This window comes from Vreelandella lionensis (genome assembly GCF_002087295.1).
Classification (GTDB): domain Bacteria; phylum Pseudomonadota; class Gammaproteobacteria; order Pseudomonadales; family Halomonadaceae; genus Vreelandella; species Vreelandella lionensis.
On record NZ_MWVI01000035.1, the window covers coordinates 46,164 to 67,821 of the forward strand.

At 54.4% G+C, this 21,658-nt stretch carries 12 protein-coding genes and 6 pseudogenes; 12 read left to right on the forward strand and 6 right to left on the reverse strand.

What is annotated here, in order from left to right:
- Both B4967_RS04460 and B4967_RS04465 read left to right on the forward strand, forming a co-directional pair.
- A pseudogene (locus B4967_RS04460) lies at positions 1–2,735 on the forward strand (ATP-binding protein).
- Between the two features lie 116 nt (positions 2,736–2,851).
- Positions 2,852–4,054: an EAL and HDOD domain-containing protein gene (locus tag B4967_RS04465; RefSeq protein ID WP_083023863.1), complete on the forward strand. Its 1,203-nt coding sequence runs from the start codon at positions 2,852–2,854 to the stop codon at positions 4,052–4,054.
- On the opposite strand, the gene B4967_RS04470 is transcribed toward B4967_RS04465, so the two are convergent.
- Positions 4,051–4,383: an HlyU family transcriptional regulator gene (locus tag B4967_RS04470; protein ID WP_083023865.1), complete on the reverse strand. Its 333-nt coding sequence runs from the start codon at positions 4,381–4,383 to the stop codon at positions 4,051–4,053. The two genes, B4967_RS04465 and B4967_RS04470, sit on opposite strands and share 4 nt — an antisense overlap.
- A gap of 51 nt (positions 4,384–4,434) precedes the next feature.
- Positions 4,435–5,655, reverse strand: a complete 1,221-nt coding sequence (locus tag B4967_RS04475; protein ID WP_044627989.1) for an argininosuccinate synthase — start codon at positions 5,653–5,655, stop codon at positions 4,435–4,437.
- Between the two features lie 212 nt (positions 5,656–5,867).
- Between B4967_RS04475 and rnt the strand changes: the two genes are divergently transcribed.
- Both rnt and B4967_RS04490 read left to right on the forward strand, forming a co-directional pair.
- On the forward strand, positions 5,868–6,539 hold the full coding sequence (gene rnt / locus B4967_RS04480; protein WP_083023868.1) for a ribonuclease T: 672 nt from the start codon (positions 5,868–5,870) through the stop codon (positions 6,537–6,539).
- Between the two features lie 212 nt (positions 6,540–6,751).
- On the forward strand, positions 6,752–8,011 hold the full coding sequence (locus tag B4967_RS04490) for a 6-phosphofructokinase (protein ID WP_083023871.1): 1,260 nt from the start codon (positions 6,752–6,754) through the stop codon (positions 8,009–8,011).
- 50 nt (positions 8,012–8,061) lie between these two features.
- On the opposite strand, the pseudogene B4967_RS04495 reads toward B4967_RS04490, so the two are convergent.
- Together B4967_RS04495 and B4967_RS04500 are read right to left on the reverse strand one after the other, a co-directional pair.
- A pseudogene (locus tag B4967_RS04495) lies at positions 8,062–8,256 on the reverse strand (integrase core domain-containing protein); the annotation flags it as partial.
- A gap of 39 nt (positions 8,257–8,295) precedes the next feature.
- Positions 8,296–10,011: a bifunctional protein-serine/threonine kinase/phosphatase gene (locus B4967_RS04500; RefSeq protein ID WP_083023873.1), complete on the reverse strand. Its 1,716-nt coding sequence runs from the start codon at positions 10,009–10,011 to the stop codon at positions 8,296–8,298.
- Between the two features lie 351 nt (positions 10,012–10,362).
- Between B4967_RS04500 and ppa the strand changes: the two genes are divergently transcribed.
- The 8 genes and pseudogenes from ppa to purH all read left to right on the forward strand — a co-directional run bounded on the left by ppa (position 10,363) and on the right by purH (position 19,243).
- Complete coding sequence (gene ppa, locus B4967_RS04505) at positions 10,363–10,893, forward strand: inorganic diphosphatase (protein ID WP_044627994.1); 531 nt, start codon at positions 10,363–10,365, stop codon at positions 10,891–10,893.
- A 174-nt stretch (positions 10,894–11,067) separates the two neighbouring features.
- Positions 11,068–12,944, forward strand: a pseudogene (gene dsbD / locus B4967_RS04510) (protein-disulfide reductase DsbD).
- 332 nt (positions 12,945–13,276) lie between these two features.
- Positions 13,277–13,738: an acetyl-CoA carboxylase biotin carboxyl carrier protein gene (gene accB, locus B4967_RS04515; protein WP_083023875.1), complete on the forward strand. Its 462-nt coding sequence runs from the start codon at positions 13,277–13,279 to the stop codon at positions 13,736–13,738.
- Between the two features lie 30 nt (positions 13,739–13,768).
- A complete protein-coding gene (accC, locus tag B4967_RS04520; protein WP_083023877.1) occupies positions 13,769–15,109 on the forward strand; it encodes an acetyl-CoA carboxylase biotin carboxylase subunit in 1,341 nt (446 codons plus the stop codon).
- Between the two features lie 136 nt (positions 15,110–15,245).
- Positions 15,246–16,156 (forward strand): annotated as a pseudogene (prmA, locus tag B4967_RS04525) (50S ribosomal protein L11 methyltransferase).
- Between the two features lie 98 nt (positions 16,157–16,254).
- Positions 16,255–17,295 carry a tRNA dihydrouridine synthase DusB gene (gene dusB, locus B4967_RS04530; RefSeq protein WP_083023878.1) on the forward strand — a complete coding sequence of 347 codons (1,041 nt, stop codon included), beginning with the start codon at positions 16,255–16,257 and terminating at the stop codon, positions 17,293–17,295.
- On the forward strand, positions 17,292–17,615 hold the full coding sequence (gene fis, locus B4967_RS04535; protein ID WP_083023880.1) for a DNA-binding transcriptional regulator Fis: 324 nt from the start codon (positions 17,292–17,294) through the stop codon (positions 17,613–17,615). The genes dusB and fis overlap by 4 nt, the downstream gene beginning before the upstream one ends.
- 48 nt (positions 17,616–17,663) lie before the next feature.
- Positions 17,664–19,243, forward strand: a pseudogene (purH, locus tag B4967_RS04540) (bifunctional phosphoribosylaminoimidazolecarboxamide formyltransferase/IMP cyclohydrolase).
- Between the two features lie 73 nt (positions 19,244–19,316).
- Here the strand turns inward: purH and B4967_RS04545 are convergent.
- Positions 19,317–20,776 (reverse strand): annotated as a pseudogene (locus B4967_RS04545) (NAD-dependent succinate-semialdehyde dehydrogenase).
- A gap of 113 nt (positions 20,777–20,889) precedes the next feature.
- Positions 20,890–21,441 (reverse strand): GTP cyclohydrolase I FolE, encoded by a 552-nt coding sequence (folE, locus tag B4967_RS04550; RefSeq protein ID WP_044628002.1) that lies wholly within the window; start codon positions 21,439–21,441, stop codon positions 20,890–20,892.
- Positions 21,442–21,658: the final 217 nt, after the last annotated feature.

A 21,658-nucleotide genomic window follows, 5' to 3' on the forward strand; every position in this document is an offset into this window, starting at 1 on the left:
ATGCGCGGCGATTGGGTAGTGATTGGTACCGCCTTTTGCTATTTGGCCCTGCTCTTTATGGTCGCCGCCTGGGGAGACCGGCGCGCCGAACAGGGGCGCTCGCTGATTGGCTCGCCTACGGTCTATGCCCTCTCTATCGCGGTTTACTGTACTGCCTGGACGTTTTACGGCAGCGTTGGCCGCGCAGCACAGTATGGCCCTAGCTTCCTACTGATTTACCTGGGGCCGACACTGGCGATGCTGTTAGCCCCTTTTACACTACGCAAAATGGTGCGCATTGCCGCACAGCAGCGCATCACCTCGATTGCCGACTTTATCAGCGCCCGCTACGGCAAAAGCTCTCGTTTAGGGGCGCTCGTGGCCATCATGGCGCTCATCACCATCACCCCTTATATCGCACTTCAGCTAAAAGCCATCACGGTGAGTCATGCGGTACTGATGAACTACCCGCTGGGTGCCGATATCACGCTAGAGAACGAACGCTTCTGGATGGACCGCTCTTTTTGGATAGCGATGGTGTTGGCGGTGTTTATTATTCTTTTTGGCCCCCGTCACTTAGATGCCAGCGAGCGCCACGAAGGGATGGTGGCTGCCATTGCCGTAGAGTCCCTGGTGAAACTGATCGCCTTTCTGGCAGTGGGCGTATTTGTCACGTTCATCATGTTTGCAGGGCCAGGCGCCCTCTTAGCCGAAGTCGCTGCTACACCAGCATTAATCAATAGCATGCGCCTAGAAAACGTACCTGGCGGCGCAACGGGCTGGGTGGGTATGCTGCTGCTGGCATTTCTGGCCTTCTTTACACTACCCCGGCAGTTCCAGGTTCTCGTGGTGGAGAATGTTGACGAGCAGCACCTCCATCGCGCCAGCGGGCTATTCCCGCTCTATTTGCTGTTGATTAACCTGTTTGTCATCCCGATTGCCTTAGCCGGGCTGCTACTTGTCGAGGGCGATCCCGATAGCTTCGTGCTCACGCTGCCCCTCTCTGCGGGGCTAGAAGGTTTGCCGCTGTTAGTCTTTATCGGTGGTCTTTCAGCCGCCACCGGCATGGTCATTGTTGAGACGATTGCCCTCTCTACCATGGTCAGCAATCAGCTCATTATGCCTCTGCTGCTGAAAGTAAAGCGCCTTTATATTGGGCGCCATGGCCGGCTTGCCGACTGGCTACTCAACATTCGGCGCATCGCCATTTTGCTGATTCTACTCATGGGCTATCTCTACCATGCGCTGATCGGCGATAGCTACAGCCTGGTAACCATCGGGCTGGTCTCTTTTGCGGGAGTGGCCCAGTTTGCCCCTGCACTGCTCATCGGGCTTTACTGGCGCGGGGCAACGCGCCAGGGGGCAACGTTAGGGCTGCTCGCTGGATTTTTTATCTGGTTCTATACGCTGCTGCTGCCGGGGTTTGCACAGTCGGGCTGGCTGAAAGAGACGTTAATCACCCAGGGCCCTTGGGAAATCAGTTGGCTATCACCTTACGCGCTGCTGGGGCTAAGCGGATGGGATATTTATACGCATTCACTGTTTTGGAGCATGCTAGTTAATGTTAGCTTACTGATTGGCGTATCATTATTCACTCGTCCTACACCACTAGAGCAGACTCAGGCCGCACTATTTACCGAGGCAATGCACCCCAATCTGCAAACCACTTCACTCTGGCAAGGTGAAACCACCGAAGGCGCACTCCATGCACTGTTAATTCGGTATTTGGGAAGTATGGCAACTCAGCGTGTCTTTGCATCCCAAACGGCACAACCTGTTACCGAGACCGATGCTTATCAGCGGCCAGCGTCTAAGGCACTAATCACTCGTGCTGAACAATCATTGGCTGGCTCCCTGGGTAGCGCATCCGCCAGCGTATTAATCAACTCGGTCTTACGTGGTGAAGCATTAGATGTAGAGTCAGTGCTCACTATTTTAGACACCACCTCCCAGGCCTTAGAATACAACCGCCAATTAGAGCAAAAGTCCCAGGAACTAGCTCGTGTCGGTGAAGAGCTACGCAGCGCTAACGAACGGTTACGTGAGCTTGATCGCATGAAAGATGAGTTTGTCGCTATGGTCAGTCATGAACTTCGCACGCCACTAACATCTATACGATCATTTGCAGAAATTTTACGCGACACACCCGATATCGCGGCCGATAAACGTCAACAATTTCTCAGCATTATGGTACTGGAAAGCCAGCGCCTTTCCCGGCTTATTGAGGAGATTTTGGATTTAGCGCGACTTGAAAGCGGCCGATTAACCATGAAGCCAGTGGCGGTAAACTTAACAAAACTTGCAAAACAAATAGCGATGCCATCTTCCGCTTACATGAGGAGAACAGTATTGGGTTTGAGTTTTATGCAGCGGATGCTCCCGCCATTGTCATTGCGGACCCAGACCGCCTTGAGCAGGTCATTATTAACCTACTGGAAAATGCACGAAAATTTGCTAACCCTCAACACCCAAAGATAAAGCTGTCTGTTTATCCTATCGACAATGCCTTTCAGCTTAGCGTTGAGGATAATGGCCCAGGCATTCCGCCTACAGAGCGCGAAAATGTCTTTGAGAAATTCTATCAGCTGCAGCTTAAAGAGCACACTTCAATGCAAGGTCGGCCTAAAGGAAGCGGTTTAGGCTTGCCCATTAGCCGCGCTATAATTCACCACCTGGGTGGCAAACTATGGGCTACCGAATCCCCATTAGGTGGCACCAAAATGGTATTGGAACTTCCGAAAGCCTCTTTTATGTAAACAATTGTGCCGTTTAACGCATGGTATCTCAGTGTAACTAGCATCCGCTGACTCTTTGACGCTATTCTTCGCGCCCTCGCACGCTTTTCACCCGTTACCGGCGGAGCAGCAACACGATGCATGGATTAGCTCAACAAGAGAAGAGTGGCCACTACACCATCGCCACCCAACCCATAGTGAATGCCCAGTTGCAACATATTGCAGATGAGTTGCTCTACCGTGGGGATATATCTGCCTATAGCGCCGCAGTATTAGATGATGTTCAGGCAACCGCTCGTGCCTGTGCTGTGGCTATTTATGAAATTGGTTTGGAAAAGCTTTGCGGCCAGCGTCAGATTTTTATTAATGCTTCTGAACAGTGGCTGCTTAATCCCGATTTGGATGGCCTTCCGACCAATCAAATTGTTATCGAAGTGCTAGAGGATACTCAACCGAGCGAGCCGCTGATCGCCGCTCTACGTCAACTAAAGGCAAAAGGCTATACGTTAGCGCTTGATGATTTCGAGCTCACTTCCGCCAATAGTGCGCTATTAAACCTTGCCGATATCGTTAAATTCGATATATCGGTTGGATTACCCGTAGAACTTATTCAACGCCTTTATAGCAAAGGGTATACGCTGCTGGCCGAACGCGTAGAGACCTATGCGGATTTCGAGCGGTGTAAAGCACTCGGTTTTCGCCTGTTTCAAGGGTATTTTTACCAACGCCCCCAAGTGCAAGCCACGCAGACCCAGCGCCGTAGCTCGTCCCGCGCCAATCAAATGCAGCTCCTCGCCCAGCTATATAGCGATAAAGTACGCCTGCCAGCATTAAGCACACTAATAGCGCGAGACCCATATCTACTTAATGCTGTATTTAAACGCGCCAACTCAGCTGAGAAAGCCTCTCAGCGTCCTGCTTACAAACTGCTGGACTGCATCCATATTATTGGCCTGAAAGAGCTGAGAACGCTGGTTTCTATTGTGATGCTGGCGGGCAACAGCCCTGCCAGCAAAGTTAATCTGATTAATGGATTAACGCATGCGTTTGCCTGCGAAGCGTTGGCTTTACAACGAGGCCTTGATGGAGAAGAGAGCTTTATAACCGGGCTTTTTTCGCATATGCCGATAATTTTAGGTGTTGACTTAGAGACCATGCTCCAAGAGCTACCGCTTAACCATGCTATTCGCCACGCCCTTGTAGGGTACCAGGGCCCACTAGGAGAGCTGTTACGGGATGTCGAAGCTTGCGAGCGGGGTGTTGCTACCCCGGACGTGCCCGCAGAGCTTATGTTGCAAGCAGCCATAGAAGCGCGCGCCCTAATGGACGCCCATAATTAGCTAGCCGTGCTGCTATCGCGGCGGGGGTCGGGCTCGAACATGGCATCCCCCACTTCATCGATATAGCGCTGCGCTTTTGACACCATTAGCGCATCGCAAGCCTCACGCCCCGGCAACATATCGGAACGCTCAAACCGGTGCTCTTGCGCGCCACCTTGGCTATCGGGTTTGCGTATCCAGCCGCTCACGCGATACTGGCCGCTTTGGTTATCGGGCTGGGAGATAATTAAATACTCTTTATACTCCACCGATTCAGCCGCTTTGGTGCCAGTACTCGTGTTACCACCGCCCTGCGAACCAAATAAGCCTGAAAGCAACTTCTTAAACATAACGGCTCCTGTTACGCAGTGGCCAGCCCTGAGGCTGGCCACTGTTGAACGTTAGCTCTGCTGACGACCTTTGCCCGCGGCAATACGAAGACGCAGCGCATTCAGCTTGATAAAGCCTTCGGCATCTTTCTGATTGTAAGCGCCCGCATCGTCTTCAAACGTTGCGATAGACTCATCAAACAGCGACTGCTCAGATTTACGACCGACTACCGTAGCGTTACCTTTGTAGAGCTTCATGCGGACAACACCCGAGACATTTTTCTGCGTCTCGTCAATAGCAGCTTGCAGCATGCGGCGCTCAGGGCTCCACCAGTAGCCGTTGTAGATTACTTCGGCATACTTGGGCATCAGCTGATCTTTCAGGTGAGCCTCTTCACGGTCTAACGTCAGTGACTCGATCGCGCGGTGAGCGCGCAGCATGATCGTGCCTCCTGGCGTTTCATAGCAGCCACGCGACTTCATGCCCACATAGCGGTTCTCAACGATATCCAGGCGGCCAATGCCGTTATCGCCACCCAGCTTGTTGAGCTTCTCCAGCACTTCATGTGCCTTCAGCGCTTCGCCGTCAATCGCAACGATGTCGCCTTTCTCGTACGTCAGCTCAACGTAAGTCGGCTGCTCTGGCGCGGCTTCAGGAGAAACGCTCCAACGCCACATGTCTTCTTCGGCTTCGGCCCAAGGATCTTCCAGAATGCCGCCTTCGTAGGAGATGTGCAGCAGGTTAGCATCCATGGAGTAGGGAGATTTCTTCTTTTTGTTGGAGAAATCGACCGGAATATTGTGCTCTTCACAGTAAGCCATCAGCTTTTCGCGTGAAGTGAGATCCCACTCGCGCCATGGCGCGATGACTTTAACGCCTGGCTTCAGCGCGTAGCCGCCCAGCTCAAAACGCACCTGATCGTTACCTTTACCCGTCGCACCGTGAGAAATAGCGTCTGCACCGGTTTCGTTAGCAATTTCGATCAAGCGCTTGGCAATCAGCGGGCGAGCAATAGAGGTGCCCAGCAGGTACTCACCTTCATAAATGGTGTTGGCGCGGAACATCGGGAAGACGTAATCGCGTACGAACTCTTCGCGCAGGTCTTCGATGTAAATCTCTTTTACGCCTAGCGCTTGCGCTTTGGCACGAGCAGGCTCGACTTCTTCACCTTGACCGATGTCGGCAGTAAAGGTCACTACCTCGCAGTTGTAGGTCTCTTGCAACCACTTAACGATTACGGATGTGTCCAGGCCGCCTGAATATGCCAGCACAACCTTTTTGACATCGGACATTCTTTGCTCCTTGTAAAAAGCAGTTCACCAGAAAGGGTAGCGCCCTTAAGCCAGCGCTACCTGTTTATTCAAACCGTCAGTATAGCGTTCTCAATGCTCAGCGAATACCGTCAACGACGCCTTAGGGGTAAAGCTGCTAGAATCACCCAACCATAGCGGCAAACACTCGCCGCTGATTCTGACCGACTACTCGCTTTACTAAGGAGAGCTGCATGAGCGAGGCAATTGCCCGCGAATTGATGGCCCAGCGTTTTCGCAGTTATTTACCGGTTGTCATTGATTTGGAGACGGGTGGGTTTAATGCCCAAACGGACGCCGTATTGGAAATTGCAGCTGTCACCCTCACCATGGACCCGGACGGTAATTTACTGCCTGACGCGACCTATGCGTACCACATCCACCCCTTTGAGGGGGCCAACGTGGAGCAGTCGGCATTAGACTTCACAGGGATCAATCTGGATGACCCGCTGCGTCGCCAAGTGTCGCTTAGCGAATCCGAGGCGCTGGGTGAGATCTTTCGGCCCATTCGCAAGTCGTTGAAAGCCCACGGCTGCTCACGGGCGATCCTCGTCGGCCATAATGCTGCCTTCGACCACGGCTTTCTGAATGCCGCGGCCAACCGCTGCAACATCAAACGCAACCCGTTCCACCCCTTCTCAAGCTTTGATACGGCGACGCTAGCCGGGTTTGTATATGGTCAAACTGTGCTGGCCAGAGCGTGCCGTGCGGCAGGCATTGAGTTTGATAACAAAGCGGCCCACTCCGCGCGTTACGATACCGAGCGCACGGCTGAGCTGTTTTGCGCAATGGTTAACCGCTATAAAGATTTGGGCGGCTGGCGACTAGCCCAGCGTGAACAAGCGCTGGACGGTGGCGATGAGTAATCCGCGCAGGCAGCTAAAAACCCCCGCAGCGGCGGGCTTGAAACAGCATGTAATGCAGCAGAAATAGCTTTACGCTAAACTTTGCGTCAATTAAGAGCGCTTGGTTCACAGGGCGACTTTTAGTGCGCCTGTGAAGCATCGGCAAGCAAGGGAGCGAACGCTTGCCGTCAATAACGATGAAACCACCCGTTTTCAGGAGATGAGACGTTTCCATGGCCCAGCATAATGCCTTTTACGCCCAGTCCGGTGGCGTTACCGCCGTCATCAATGCCAGCGCCTGCGGCGTTATCGAAGCTTGCCGGCAAGCCCCCGACCAAATCGGCAAGGTGTATGCCGGCCATAACGGCATTATTGGTGCGCTGACGGAAGACCTGATCGATGTCACCCAGGAGAGTGATGATGCCATTGCGGCACTTCGTCATACGCCTGGCGGTGCGTTCGGTTCGTGCCGCTACAAGTTGAAGGATATTGATACCCACCGCGCCCAGTACGAGCGCCTGATCGAAGTCTTCAAAGCGCACGATATCCGCTATTTCTTCTATAACGGTGGCGGTGACAGCGCCGACACCTGCCTAAAGGTGTCACAGCTTTCAGAAAAGCTTGGTTACCCGCTGACCGCGATTCATGTTCCTAAAACCGTCGACAATGACCTGCCCATTACCGACAACAGCCCCGGTTTTGGCAGCGTCGCAAAGTATATTGCCACGTCTACCCGTGAAGCATCGCTGGATATCGCCTCCATGTGCGCCACGTCGACCAAAGTGTTCGTGCTGGAAGTAATGGGCCGCCATGCGGGCTGGATTGCCGCCGCAGGCGGACTGGCAGGCGAAGGTGAAGGCGAGCCGCCACACCTGATTATCTTCCCGGAAGTGGCTTTTAACCGTAAAGCGGTCATGGCACGGGTGGATGAGAGCGTTAAGAAGTACGGCTACTGCGTCATCGTAGTATCGGAAGGCGCGCGCTACGAAGACGGCACCTTCCTGGCAGATGCGGGTAACACCGATGCTTTCGGTCACCGCCAGCTAGGCGGCGTTGCGCCCACTCTGGCCGGTATGATCAAGCAAGATTTAGGCTACAAATACCACTGGGCCGTGGCCGACTACCTACAGCGTGCGGCTCGCCACTTAGCGTCAAAAACCGACGTTGAGCAAGCATACGCAGTGGGCCGTGAAGCGGTGACGCTGGCACTGGCGGGCAAGAACTCCATGATGCCGGCGATCCGCCGTATTTCACAAACCCCCTACCAGTGGGATGTGATTTCTGCGCCGCTGTCGCAAATTGCCAACCAAGAGAAATTCATGCCTCGCGATTTCATCAGCGAGAACGGCTTTGGCATTACTCAAGCATGCCGAGACTACCTCTCGCCGCTGATCCAAGGCGAAGACTTCCCTCCGTTCGAGAATGGCCTGCCCAAAGTCGCCAAGCTCAAGCTGGCGAAAGTGGAGCAGAAGCTGCCTAAATTCACACTGTAACTTCTCGGCTGGCTGAAACGCTGGTGTCTAGTCCTGAAATAGATTGACACTTATTTCATCTCAAACGCCCAGTGCACTGCATTGGGCGTTTTGTATTTCAGCGCTAGGTGTGGCCGCTGACTGTTATAAATCTCGACGGACTCATTCACCATCGTACGTGCCTGACAAACATCTCCTGGCTGAACCAAGAGAAATGCCGTCTTCAATATCCCGTTTACACGCTCTGCGAGAGCGTTTTGAAAACAGTGTCCTGTCCTGAATAGAGTTGACTACTGGACGCATTCCTAACGCAGCAGCCAGGAAAGCACCAATAGCAAAAGCAAAATGCCCGCCACGCCTTGCCAAAAGCGTCGAGACTCCGTCCGTGGCTCTTCTCGCTGAGGCATCCGTCCTAACGGGATACGTAGCGCGTGAAGAAACTCCGACATGCGCCTAAAGCGCAGCGGCCGCTGTGGGTCCAGCGCTCGGCGCAGCGCTTCATCCAACGCGGGGGTAATCTCCGGGTTGGTGGTACGGGCGCTACGGTAGCTGAGCTCTTCTAAATCGGTATGACAGCGCAGCTTATTCGGCGTCAAGGTATAGGGCAGTTCTCCGGTTAACAGCCAATAAACCGTGGATGCCAGCGAGTACTGATCGCTGCGTCGCCCCACACTGTCGCCCAGGGCGTACTCTGGAGCCGTGTGCTCATTAAAGCCGATTTGGCGAAGCAGTTCGCCTGAGTGACGATGGCCATCCACTTCACGCATGTGGCAGGCGCTAAAATCCGCCAGCACTACCTTTCCATGCTGATCAATCAGCACGTTATCTGGCGTAACCTGCTGATGGATAATATCGCGGTGATGCAGCGCTTGAACTGCCTTGCCTAACTGATTGGCAATATCGAGACGTTGGACGAGGCTCGCTTGCGGGTGGCGCTCGGCCCATTGGCGCAGGGTCTCACCTTCTACGTTCTGCATGAGGTAGTATAGGTAGCGACGTGGGCGCGAGGGTTCCATGACTTTTACCACAAAGGGCGAATTCACCCGTTCCACCACCCACTGCTGCAGTAAAAAGTGCTCTAAATAGGCGTTACGCAGTGAAAGCTCCGGGCTGGGTGCTTTCATCACCATCACGCGATCGCTATGCACATCACGAACTCGGTAAACGCGAGACTGGGCGTTGCGTGACAGCACGGCCTGAATTTCTAACCCATCAAGGCGCTCGCCAGGAGCTAATTCTGGGGGAATCGGCAGATCGCCGTAGAGCATGCCCGGGTGGTCGGTTGCTTCTTCCGGCAGCTCATCAATACGCAGGAGTTGAAAGCAGAACTGATCACCGCCGTAACCGCGCTCCTGAGCGCGCTGCTTTGCCTCGTTGGCCAAACGCTCGCAGGCGGCATCCAAGTCGCTGGCATCTTGCCGAATGAGGCGCACATAGTCCGACGGCATTAGCGTGCCCCGAACCGCTTGGGTGGTGAACACAAATAGGTCGCCCTGCTTGAGCGCTAGATGGGTGTAATCAATATCCACGCTACCGTCCATGCCCAACGCGCGGGAAGGATAACGATAGCCGCCCACATCGGTCACGTGGTCGCGAGTGAGCTGCTCAAACTCGGCGCCACGTAAGCGAAATACCAGCGTATCGCCCATATGGAACAGATGCCCTTCGCGGCCCAAAAACACCATCGCGGAGAGCGAGGAAACAAAGCTACCCTCTTTAACATGCTGGCTTTGGCTATAGCACCAACTATTGAGGGCGCGCAGCACGCGGGTGGCCGAGGTTTTGGTATCCCAGTGCTCGGGGGTCGAGTAGTAATCAGAGAGAAACCCACGAACACTCAAATCCCCAGCCTGCTTGGCCATGGTATTGCGGGAAATCGAGTCACTAATCACCGCACAGCCGCCCTTCACTTTTAACAGCGGTGCTTCCGGCAGGCGCACCGACATTGAGCTGCGGTGCTGCCGCCGCTCTGGGGCAACAAACGCTTGACCATAACTAATTAGCAACTGGGCGTGCGCCAACTCATCCTCCTGGGCTTACGGCTCACCATCGCAACCACCATATCCACTACTATCACAACCACAGAGAGCTATCATACACGCTGGCACAGCGAAACGATGCCCACCTAACGTCGCGACCGGTACAAAAACCCAGCCCGTACCCCATTACTACTTTGAAGCTCACTAAGCTGCCTAATATGAGGCATTCCCTTAAATCGCGGTGATCTTCAACATCCACGCCGCTAAACACCTATGTCGCATTGGTAATCTATCGACCTTGTTCGTATAATTCTTCACCATTAATGCAATGCATCAACTGCTTAGCTACTGCGCTCTGCAATAGGTAAGAAAAGCCAAGCCAAGGAACCAACGATGAACTTTGATAACATCCCCGCTGGAAAGGATCTGCCCAACGATATCTACGTGGCGATCGAAATTCCTGCTAACCACGCGCCGATTAAGTACGAAATCGACAAAGATATGGGTGCCCTCCTCGTTGACCGTTTCATGGCCACGCCCATGTTCTACCCGGCCAACTACGGCTTTATCCCGCACACGCTGGCCGACGACGGTGACCCGCTAGACGCGCTGGTAGTGACCCCTCATCCGGTAGCGCCTGGCAGCATCATTCGCGCGCGTCCGGTGGGCATTCTGAACATGACCGACGAAGCCGGCGAAGACGCCAAGCTGGTATGCGTGCCGCACCCGAAACTCTCAACGCTGTATGATGACGTGCAGGAAGTGACTGACCTGCCCGAACTGCTGCGCCAGCAAATTGCTCACTTCTTCGAGAACTACAAAGACCTCGAAAAAGGCAAATGGGTCAAAGTTGAGTCTTGGGAAGGCGTTGAAGCCGCTCGCAAGGCCATCGAAAAGTCGGCCGCGGCTTACAAAAAAGCGTAATTAGCGTCACGACACTGCTTGCAAAGGCCGCCTTTAGAGGCGGCCTTTTGCGTTTACATTAACGGAGCATGAAGCACCGCGTCACGTCACCGCAGTAAATACGCTAATCTCAGCAGGTGCGCTATCCTGCCTCTTTGTACCCCCAACCTGTTACCAATGCGCAAAGGATACTCCGTGTTACTCATGCGACGTTTTAGCCTGTTTTTTATGCTGTGCTGGCTACCTTTATTGGCCCATGGACAGTGGTTCTCCTCAAGCAATCAAAGCGACTTCCTGCCAGTGATGGAAGCCTTCCAACCCAGCGCGTGGCACGATGGTGATACGCTCAGCATTGGGATCGACATTGCCGATGAGTACTATTTGTACCGCCACCAGCTTGCCGTCACGAGCCAGCAGGCATCGGTCGACTTAGAAGAGCCTGTTATCCCACAGGGCACATTCACCACCGATGAATTTGTGGGGGATGTGTACGTTTTTCGCGATCAGCTCGTTTTTGATGTTCCGCTGAGCGCCCCTTATAGCGGGCCAATCAGTATCGAGCTGACCTTTCAGGGATGCGCCGATGCGGGGTTATGCTACCCACCTGAGCGCATCACCCTTGAAGCCGCAGAAACGTCACCGCCCAGCACGTTTGCCAACTGGCAGGATGAGAGCGAACAAAGCTCTCCAAATCAAACAAGCACGGGTGAACCTGCCCCAAGCAGCGCAGCGACTCAATCGGGCGAGAACGCTGGCTTCTCCGCCCCGCAAAGTGAAGATAGCAAATTCAGCGCGCTGATTAGTGATACCAGCCTACCGCTCGCCTTAGGGCTCTTTTTCCTCGCTGGCATCGGGCTAACCTTTACGCCCTGTGTGCTGCCGATGATTCCCATTCTGTCGTCCATCGTGGTTGGCCAGAACCCCACCAAGCCCCGCGCTTTTGTACTCTCCGCCAGCTATGTGCTTGGCATGTCCGTTACCTATGCCCTAGTGGGCGTATTAATGGGGCTGTTTGGAGCCGGGCTAAACCTCCAGGCACATTTACAGTCCGCCCCCGTTTTAATTACTTTTGCCATTCTGTTTACCCTGCTCGCTTTGGCAATGTTTGGCGCCTTTGACCTTCGCATGTCACCGCGAATCGCCAGTAAAGTAGACACTTGGCAAGCCCGCGCCCAGCGCAGTGGCCCACTGGGCTTGGCGGTGGCGGGTGCGGTGTCAGTGCTAGTGGTGTCTCCCTGCGTAACGGCTCCGCTAGCGGGCGCCTTGGGATTTATCTCTTCCACTGGGGACGCCATTATGGGTGGCGCAGTGCTGTTTGCGCTTGGACTTGGCATGGGGCTCCCTTTATTGCTCGTGGGCACCTTCGGCGCAACGCTGCTACCCCGCTCTGGCGGCTGGATGAATGGCGTTAAAATTGCTTTCGGGCTGTTGTTATTAGGTGTAGCGATTTGGATGATTGAGCGTTTAATTGCGCCATCAATCTCTCTTCTGCTGTGGGCGGCCCTAGCAATCGGCAGTGCCCTCACCCTTGGCGCACTGAATACATCGCCCTCTCACGGCTGGGCAAAAGCCCGGCAAACGGCGGGGTTAATGCTGTTGGCCTGGGGGGTAGCACTAGTGTTGGGCGCCGCCCAGGAAGCAGCAATCCATTACGACCGCTATCAGTGACCACTTCTAGTACAGGGGAAGCCGCTACCACTCCGATCTTTGAAGAAGTCGACAGTCTCAGCGCACTACAGTCTGAGTTGGAGCAAGCCTCTCAAGCGGGGCAGCCCGTGTTTGCCCACTTCACTGCAGAGTGGTGTATCTCCTGCAAACTGATGGAGCGAGATGTCTATCCTGATCCTCAAGTCGCCGCTGCATTGAACGATTTTCAACTAATCGCGGTCGATGTGACAGAGACCAATGCACAAAGTCGCGAACTGCTCAATCATTTCAACCTTTTTGGCCCGCCCAGCCTGCTACTCTTTAGCCAGGGCAAGGAAGTGCGTGAGGCTCGCATTCAGGGCGAAGTGACTGCTCAAGACCTCGTTCAGCATCTCGACTCGTTCAAGCGCTGGCAGCAGGGATAAAAGATGAACTCATGGCCGGTTGCGCCAGTGCAACCGGCTTTGAACACATTTTTAAGCTGCCGTGTCGCGATCGTCGTCAAACAGTTGTTTAAGTCGCAAATATCACACACATTACCGCGGCCACTGGACAGTGGGTGACTTTTTCGGCAAACTCCACAGCCATATTTGCTAAAAAACCCATCTTTTAGCGCTGAGTCTGGGTTAACGTTCGCCATCGTGCTGCGTTCTCTTCATTTTTAAATTTGGTTTACTGCGCTTAAAAGCGCCGCGCCTAGCAGGCATATCTCTCCTGTGACGACGTGTTACTTTGATCAACTTTTGGGGCTATACGAATGGATATTCGCAAAGTTAAAAAACTGATTGAGCTGCTGGAAGAGTCCAACATCAGTGAAATCGAAATTCAGGAAGGTGAAGAATCGGTTCGTATCAGCCGTCACCCCAACGGCGCTGCGTGGCAGCCGCAACCGATGCCTCAGTACGCGCAGCCCGCGCCTGCTGCTCCTCAAGCGCCAGTGGCCACTACCCCCGCCGATGCCGAACCTCAAGGCGCTAGCTATCGCGGTGAAGCAGTTAACTCGCCGATGGTAGGCACTTTCTATCGCAGCCCGGCACCAGGTGCGAAAGCATTCGTTGAAGTAGGCGATACAGTGAAGCAAGGCGACACTGTGTGTATCGTTGAAGCGATGAAAATGATGAACCAGATTGAAGCCGACCGCGACGGCGTGGTTGAGGCCATCCTAGTGGAAGATGGCGAGCCGGTGGAATTTGATCAACCGATGATCGTCCTCGCTTAATCTTTCATATCAACACGGGTGGATTCTCCCATGCTGGACAAGGTACTTATCGCGAACCGCGGCGAGATAGCCCTTCGTATCTTACGCGCATGTAAAGAGCTAGGGATTAAAACTGTTGCGGTTCACTCCAAAGCAGACCGCGAACTGATGCACGTTCGTCTTGCCGATGAAGCCGTCTGCATTGGCCCTGCCTCTTCGGCGCAATCGTACTTAAACATCCCTGCGCTGATCAGCGCGGCTGAAGTGACTGACTCAAGCGCCATTCATCCCGGCTATGGCTTCCTATCTGAGAACGCCAACTTTGCCGAGCAGGTGGAGCGTTCGGGCTTCACTTTTATTGGCCCACGCGCTGAAACCATTCGCCTGATGGGCGATAAAGTCAGCGCGATTGAAGCCATGAAGGTCGCTGGCGTACCGACAGTACCCGGTTCCGACGGCCCGCTAGGTGATGATGACGCCACTAACCTGGCCACTGCACGTCGCATTGGCTACCCAGTCATCATTAAGGCGGCTGCCGGTGGTGGTGGACGCGGCATGCGTGTTGTGCATACCGAAGGCCACCTACTCTCCGCCATTACCGTTACCCGCACCGAAGCCCATGCCGCTTTTGGCGATGGCACGGTTTATATGGAGAAGTTTCTCGAGAAGCCTCGCCATGTGGAAGTTCAGGTGCTGGCTGATGGCCAGGGCAATGCTATTCACCTGTATGACCGCGACTGCTCGCTACAGCGCCGCCACCAGAAAGTACTCGAAGAAGCACCGGCCCCAGGTATTGATCCAGAAGCCCGTGCTAAAGTGCTTGAAGCCTGCCGCCAGGCGTGCATCGAGATTAACTACCGCGGTGCGGGTACGTTCGAGTTCCTATACGAAGACGGTGAGTTCTTCTTCATCGAAATGAACACCCGCGTACAGGTAGAGCACCCGGTGACAGAAATGGTCACGGGCGTGGATATCGTTAAAGAGCAGCTGCGTATTGCGTCGGGCATGCCGCTCTCAATTCGCCAGGAAGATGTAAAGCTGAACGGTCACTCCTTTGAGTGCCGTATCAATGCCGAAGATTCGCGTACCTTTATGCCCTCTCCTGGCAAAGTCACACTGTTCCACGCACCCGGTGGCTTAGGCGTTCGGATGGACTCTCACCTTTACACCGGCTATACCGTTCCGCCGCACTACGACTCCCTGATTGGTAAATTGATTACCTGGGGCGCTGACCGCGAGATTGCCTTAACGCGCATGCGCAACGCGCTCGATGAGCTGCTGGTCGAAGGCATCAAGACCAATATCGACCTTCAGAAAGATCTGGTGCGGGATAGCTACTTCCGCCAGGGTGGTGTCAATATTCACTACCTGGAAAAGAAGCTAAGCGGCTAAGCCATAGGTTGCTACTACGCCTGCCGCTTGGCGGGTGTTTCTGCGGGGTGGCCATCGCCACCCCGCTGCTGTTTTGTCCTAGTTATGTCGCAATTTCGCTTGTTCCTTGTTCCTCTAAACGCCGTGGAGACCCCCGATGCCCTGGCTGCAATTAAAAGCACACGTCGCCCCCGAACAAGCCGACCTTCTCGAAGAGCTGCTGCTCGAGGAGGGCGCGACGGCCATTGGCCTACAGGACGCCCACGACGATCCCGTCTTTGAGCCCGAGCGCGGCACAACCCCACTATGGCAAGACACCATTTTGACGGGCCTCTATGATGATCTCGACGGTATCAACGACATGTTAAGCCGTATTGAAGCCGCCTGGGCTGAGCAAGTGCCCGGTGAGCCGTGCCCGACCATTGAATACTAGCTGCTGGCTGACCGTGACTGGGAGCGGGAGTGATGGATGATTTCACCCCTCTGCGCATGGGTGAACGGCTATGGATTGTTCCTAGTTGGCATGAGCCGCCCGAAGCTGGCGCAGTCAATTTAATCCTTGATCCGGGCCTCGCGTTTGGTACAGGCACACATACGACCACCGCGCTATGCCTTGAGTGGCTGGATAGTTTAGCCGTGCGTAATGAACTGCAGGGCAAAGCCGTACTGGATGTAGGCTGTGGGTCGGGCATCCTCGCCATTGCGGCGCTGAAGTTGGGAGCGACGCATGCAGACGGCACGGATATTGACCCACAAGCGCTACAAGCCAGCCGCGAAAACGCGGAGCGTAATGCTATTGGTGCGGCGCAGCTCGCGCTCTACTACCCAGAACAACTCAAAGGCGGCTCCTACCCCATCGTCACGGCCAATATTCTGGCAGGACCACTGGTCGAGCTTTCTAGCATGATTGCTGGCCACGTAGCGCCCGGTGGTCACATTGCACTATCCGGCATACTGGCCAATCAAGCCTCAGATGTGCTGGAAGCCTACGAAGCCCAAGGGCTTTATATGGATGAACCCACCGTGCGCGAAGGCTGGGTGCGTTTGACGGGTCACCGCCCCGCATAAAATCGGAATTGGCCTTCAATCCCTTGTCGAGTAGGCGTATCATACGCCCCCTTGAAACGTCCTACTCGTCGATTTCATGCCTACCAAAGTGCACCGCAATGACCTTGATGATTACTTCGCCACCTGCGATTGGGCCTTACCAACTGCCTAACCCGGTAATGCTGGCTCCCATGGCGGGCGTCACCGACCGTCCGTTTCGCCAGCTCTGCCGTCGGCTAGGCGCTGGCTGGGTAGTAGGTGAAATGGTCACCGCTGACCCTTCGCTATGGCATACCCGTAAATCTCAGCTACGCATGGATCATCAAGGCGAGCCCGCCCCCCGGGTAGTGCAAATTGCCGGAGGCGATGCCAAGATGCTGGCCCAGGGCGCCCGGCTTAATGCTGAGCTTGGCGCGCAAATCATCGACATCAACATGGGCTGCCCAGCGAAAAAGGTCTGCAACAAGGCGGCGGGCTCTGCCCTAATGCGCGATGAAGCGCTAGTTGCTGAGATTTTAGATGCCGTAGTGAGCGCAGTGGATATTCCCGTCGCGCTCAAGATACGCACCGGCTGGTGCGCCGCGTCGAACAATGCACTGCGCATTGCCAAACTGGCAGAGTCTGCAGGCATTCAGGCTCTGGCTGTCCATGGCCGTCACCGAGAACAGCGCTATACTGGTGAGGCTGAATACGACACGATTGCTGAGATTAAGTCACACCTTGCTATCCCGGTGATTGCCAACGGCGATATCACGTCGCCCGAAAAGGCTGCCCACGTGCTGCGCTATACAGGCGCAGATGCCGTAATGGTAGGCCGAGGCGCTCAGGGAAATCCGTGGATTTTTCAACAGATCACTCACTACTTAACTCATGGTGAAAGGTTAGCACCACCCAGTTTGACAGAGCGCTGCCAGATACTACTTGAGCATCTGCAGGCACTGCATGCGTTCTATGGCGATACCATGGGCGTACGCATCGCACGCAAACATGTCGGCTGGTATCTCAATGACGACCACCGCTTTTCAGACGTTGAACAGCGAGCGCTCAAGCAGCAGTTTAATGCCCTTGCCTCGACTGAAGCGCAGTTTGACTGGATTAATAACGCCATGACCCACGACGCCGCTAAGCGTCTGCTAGCCAAAGGAAGCCATGCTGCATGAATGAACGCAACCTGTTCTCCAGCGAACGCTCCTCCCATCTCTCTGGCACGCTAGCAGACCCTTCCGACAGTGCCCAGCCACAGCCGCTAAGAGAAGCGGTTGAGATGGCAATGCGCCGCTACTTCGAACATCTCGATGGCAGCCAAACTACCGATTTGTATGCCATGGTGATGGCAGAGGTGGAAGCTCCTCTGTTGGCATGTGTAATGGAACACACCGATGGCAACCAAACGCGCGCGGCGGATGTGCTTGGTTTAAACCGTGGCACGCTGCGCAAAAAGCTTAAGCTGTATGGATTAATTGAAAGTGACGCCCCTTAAAGGGGCGTTGTTGTTTTAAACTCCGACCTGCACACGACGAGCACCCTTATGGCCGATAGTACCGCTACCCCCGTTCGCCGCGCCCTGCTGAGCGTATCCGATAAAACTGGCATCGTAGAGTTTGCCCGCGGCTTCGCCGAACATGGCGCAGCTGCTATCCACTGGCGGCACCTTCCGTTTACTGCAAGAGAACAGTATTGTGGTTAAGGAAGTATCTGAGCACACCGGTTTTCCAGAGATTATGGATGGACGCGTTAAAACGCTGCATCCAAAAATTCACGGCGGTATTTTGGCACGCCGCGGCCAAGACGACGCTGTCATGGCAGAGAATGACATCTCACCAATCGACATGGTAGTGGTGAATCTTTACCCCTTTGCCGCCACGGTCGCCAAGCCAGACTGCACGCTGGAAGACGCCATCGAGAATATCGATATCGGCGGCCCCACCATGGTACGTGCCTGCGCCAAAAACCACGCGTATACCACGATTGTGGTTAACGCCAGCGACTACGACCGGGTGCTGGGCGAACTTAACGACCACTCTGGTCAAGTGAGCGCCGCCACCCGGTTTGGATCTAGCCGTTAAAGCGTTTGAGCATACCGCTGGTTACGACGGTGCCATCGCCGACTATCTTGGCCGTCAGGTAGCCAGCGAAGACGACACCTTTGCCCGCACCTTCAACCTGCAGCTGCATAAAAAGCAGGACATGCGTTACGGTGAAAACCCGCATCAGAAAGCGGCTTTCTATGTGGACCCCGCCGCCAGCGAGCCAAGCGTTGCCACCGCCAAGACGCTTCAAGGCAAACCGCTCTCATTCAATAACGTGGCTGACACTGACGCGGCGTTTGAGTGCGTAAAAGCCTTTGAGAATACCGCCTGTGTCATCGTCAAGCACGCCAACCCTTGCGGCGTTGCCGTGGGCGCAACGGCTCTGGAAGCTTACGAGAAAGCTTTCGCGACCGACCCGACCAGCGCCTTTGGCGGCATTATCGCCTTCAATGTACCGCTGGATGCCAAAACCGCACGCGCGATTATTGACCGCCAGTTTGTCGAAGTCATTATCGCTCCAGGGGTCAGCGACGACGCAGCCGCCATTGTGGCCGAGAAGCAGAACGTGCGCCTACTGGACGTAAGCGCTCATTGGCCCGGTACGGCGCAGCCTGCGTTTGACTTCAAACGCGTGAATGGCGGCCTGCTGGTACAGGATCGTGATCAAGGCATGGTCACTGAAGATGAGCTTACCGTGGTAAGCGAACGCGCTCCGTCTGAAGAAGAACTGCGCGACCTTGCCTTTGCATGGCGAGTAGCAAAGTTCGTGAAATCCAATGCGATTGTTTACGCCAAAGCAGGCCAAACGATTGGCGTAGGAGCAGGCCAAATGAGCCGGGTTTACTCGGCTAAAATTGCCGGCATTAAAGCGGCAGATGAAGGGCTTTCCGTTCCTGGTTCAGTGATGGCTTCTGACGCCTTCTTCCCCTTCCGAGACGGCATCGATGCCGCCGCAGCAGCGGGCATTACGGCGGTTATTCAGCCTGGCGGCTCCATGCGCGACCAGGAAGTGATTGATGCCGCTAACGAAGCGGGCATTGCCATGGTATTTACCGGCATGCGCCACTTCCGCCACTAATCAGAGGATAGCCTCCTGCATTAAAAAAAGCCCTCACTTGCTTCAAGTGAGGGCTTTTTCGGTCTAGGACGTATTACTTGCCAAGATCAATGCACAGGTATTTCGTTTCCAGATACTCTTCTAAGCCTTGATGGCCACCTTCACGGCCAAGACCCGACGCTTTCACCCCGCCAAAGGGTGCCGCCGCATTGGAAATAAGCCCGGTGTTAATGCCCACCAAGCCATACTCCAACGCCTCCGCTACGCGCCACACGCGAGCCAAATCGCGAGAGTAGAAGTAAGAAGCCAAGCCGTACTGGGTGTCGTTGGCCATCTCAATGGCGGTCTCTTCGTCATCGAAGGGGAAAACGGCTGCCAGCGGGCCAAACGTCTCTTCGTGGGCCACTTTCATTGCATCGGTAGCAAAGCTGATCAGCGTTGGTGTGAAATAGTTGCCACCCAAGGGGTGCGGGTGTCCACCCAGAAGCAGCTCCGCACCGTTATCAATGGCATCTTGAACGTGCTCACTGACTTTCTTAACAGCATTCTCGTCAATGAGCGGGCCAATATTAATATTTGGCTCTGTTCCATCCCCCACCTTTAGCTCGCTGTTCATTGCAACGGCAAGTTTTTCACAAAACGCGTTAATGACGCTGGATTGCACCAGAAAGCGGTTAGTACATACACAGGTTTGCCCGGCGTTACGGAATTTAGCCGCCATGGCACCTTCAACAGCCGCGTCTAAATCTGCATCTTCAAAAACGATAAACGGCGCATTGCCCCCCAGTTCCAAAGAAATTTTCTGGATATGCTCAGCGGCCTGAGCCATCAGAGTGCGCCCCACCTCCGTCGAGCCCGTGAAGGTGATCTTACGGACTTTGGGAGATTCTGTAAGCGCTTTCGCGATGTCAGACGCACTGCCTGGCACCACATTGAAAACCCCACGGGGAATGCCAGCACGTTCGGCGAGTAACGCCAGCGCAGTGGCGGAAAAAGGCGTTTGACTGGCGGGTTCACCACGATGGTACAGCCAGCAGCCAGTGCCGCCCCTGCTTTACGAGTAATCATCGCAGCGGGAAAGTTCCACGGCGTAATCGCGCCAACAACGCCTACCGGCTGTTTCGTCACCACAATACGCTGATTAGCATTGGCGGCTGGAATGGTTTCACCGTAAACACGGCGAGCTTCTTCAGCAAACCAGCGTAAGAAGCTCGCGGCGTAGGCAATTTCACCTTCTGCTTCTTTCACTGGCTTGCCCTGCTCATGGGTCATCAGCAGAGCAAGGTCATGCTTGTGTTCAAGCATTAGGTCATGCCACTTGAGCAATAAGTCTGCCCGTTCCTGAGCGGTTAACGCCCGCCATGACGGCAGCGCCGCATCGGCAGCATCAATGGCACGTTCGGTTTCCGCCTTACCTAGGCGTGGCATCTCACCAACCGACTCACCAGTGGCTGGATTCAAAACGTTGATTTGCTCACCGCTGTCGGCGGCTACCCAACTGCCGTCAATATAGGCAAACGGGCAATACAGCTGTGTTTCTTTCAGCGCTTCCATGACAGACTCCTGACCAAATGACGGCCTTGCAGGCTCATTTACTTGTTCATGCTAAGACGAAACGAGGCATTTAACCAAGTCTTTGACATGAAACCTGCTGAGTTTCACTCAGATCAGTTGATCAGCGTTAAAAATTCTTGGCGCGTTGCCTGGCTACTGCGAAAACCTCCCAACATAACCGATGAGGTCATACTGGAATTTTGCTTTTCCACACCGCGCATCATCATGCAGAGGTGGCGGGCTTCAATCACAACAGCCACCCCTCTTGCCTGAGTAACCTGCTGAACCGCCTCGGCGATTTCACGCGTTAAATTCTCTTGGATTTGCATTCGACGTGCATACATATCGACGATACGAGCAAATTTGGAAAGGCCCAGCACCCTGCCACTCGGCAGATAGGCGATATGGCATTTGCCGATAAAAGGCAGTAAATGGTGCTCACACATGGAGTAGAGCTCGATATCTTTGACCAGCACCATCTCATCGGTCTGTGACTCAAAAACGGCCCCATTCACTATTTCTTCTAATGATTGATGATAACCAGCATTTAAAAACTGCATGGCTTTAGCTGCGCGCTTTGGTGTATCTCGCAGCCCTTCACGGTCAGGGTTTTCACCGAGCGCGGAAATAATTTGACGGTAGTGTTGGGCGAGATCGTCGGTCATTGTAGGCCTCATCAAAACTGTGCTTATTCGCTATCACTTAATCGCCTTGCAGCAATGTTATCGCGCCAGCGAGCTTCCATTATCGGCAAGCTACTGAGTAGCTTACGGTTTCTTCCGTTTAGCTGCCTTACCCTGCGAGTGCTAGCTGAACGCCTATCCTGTACAAAAAATATATCTTAATCAATTCATGTACAATACTAACAGTAGATTAATCTAT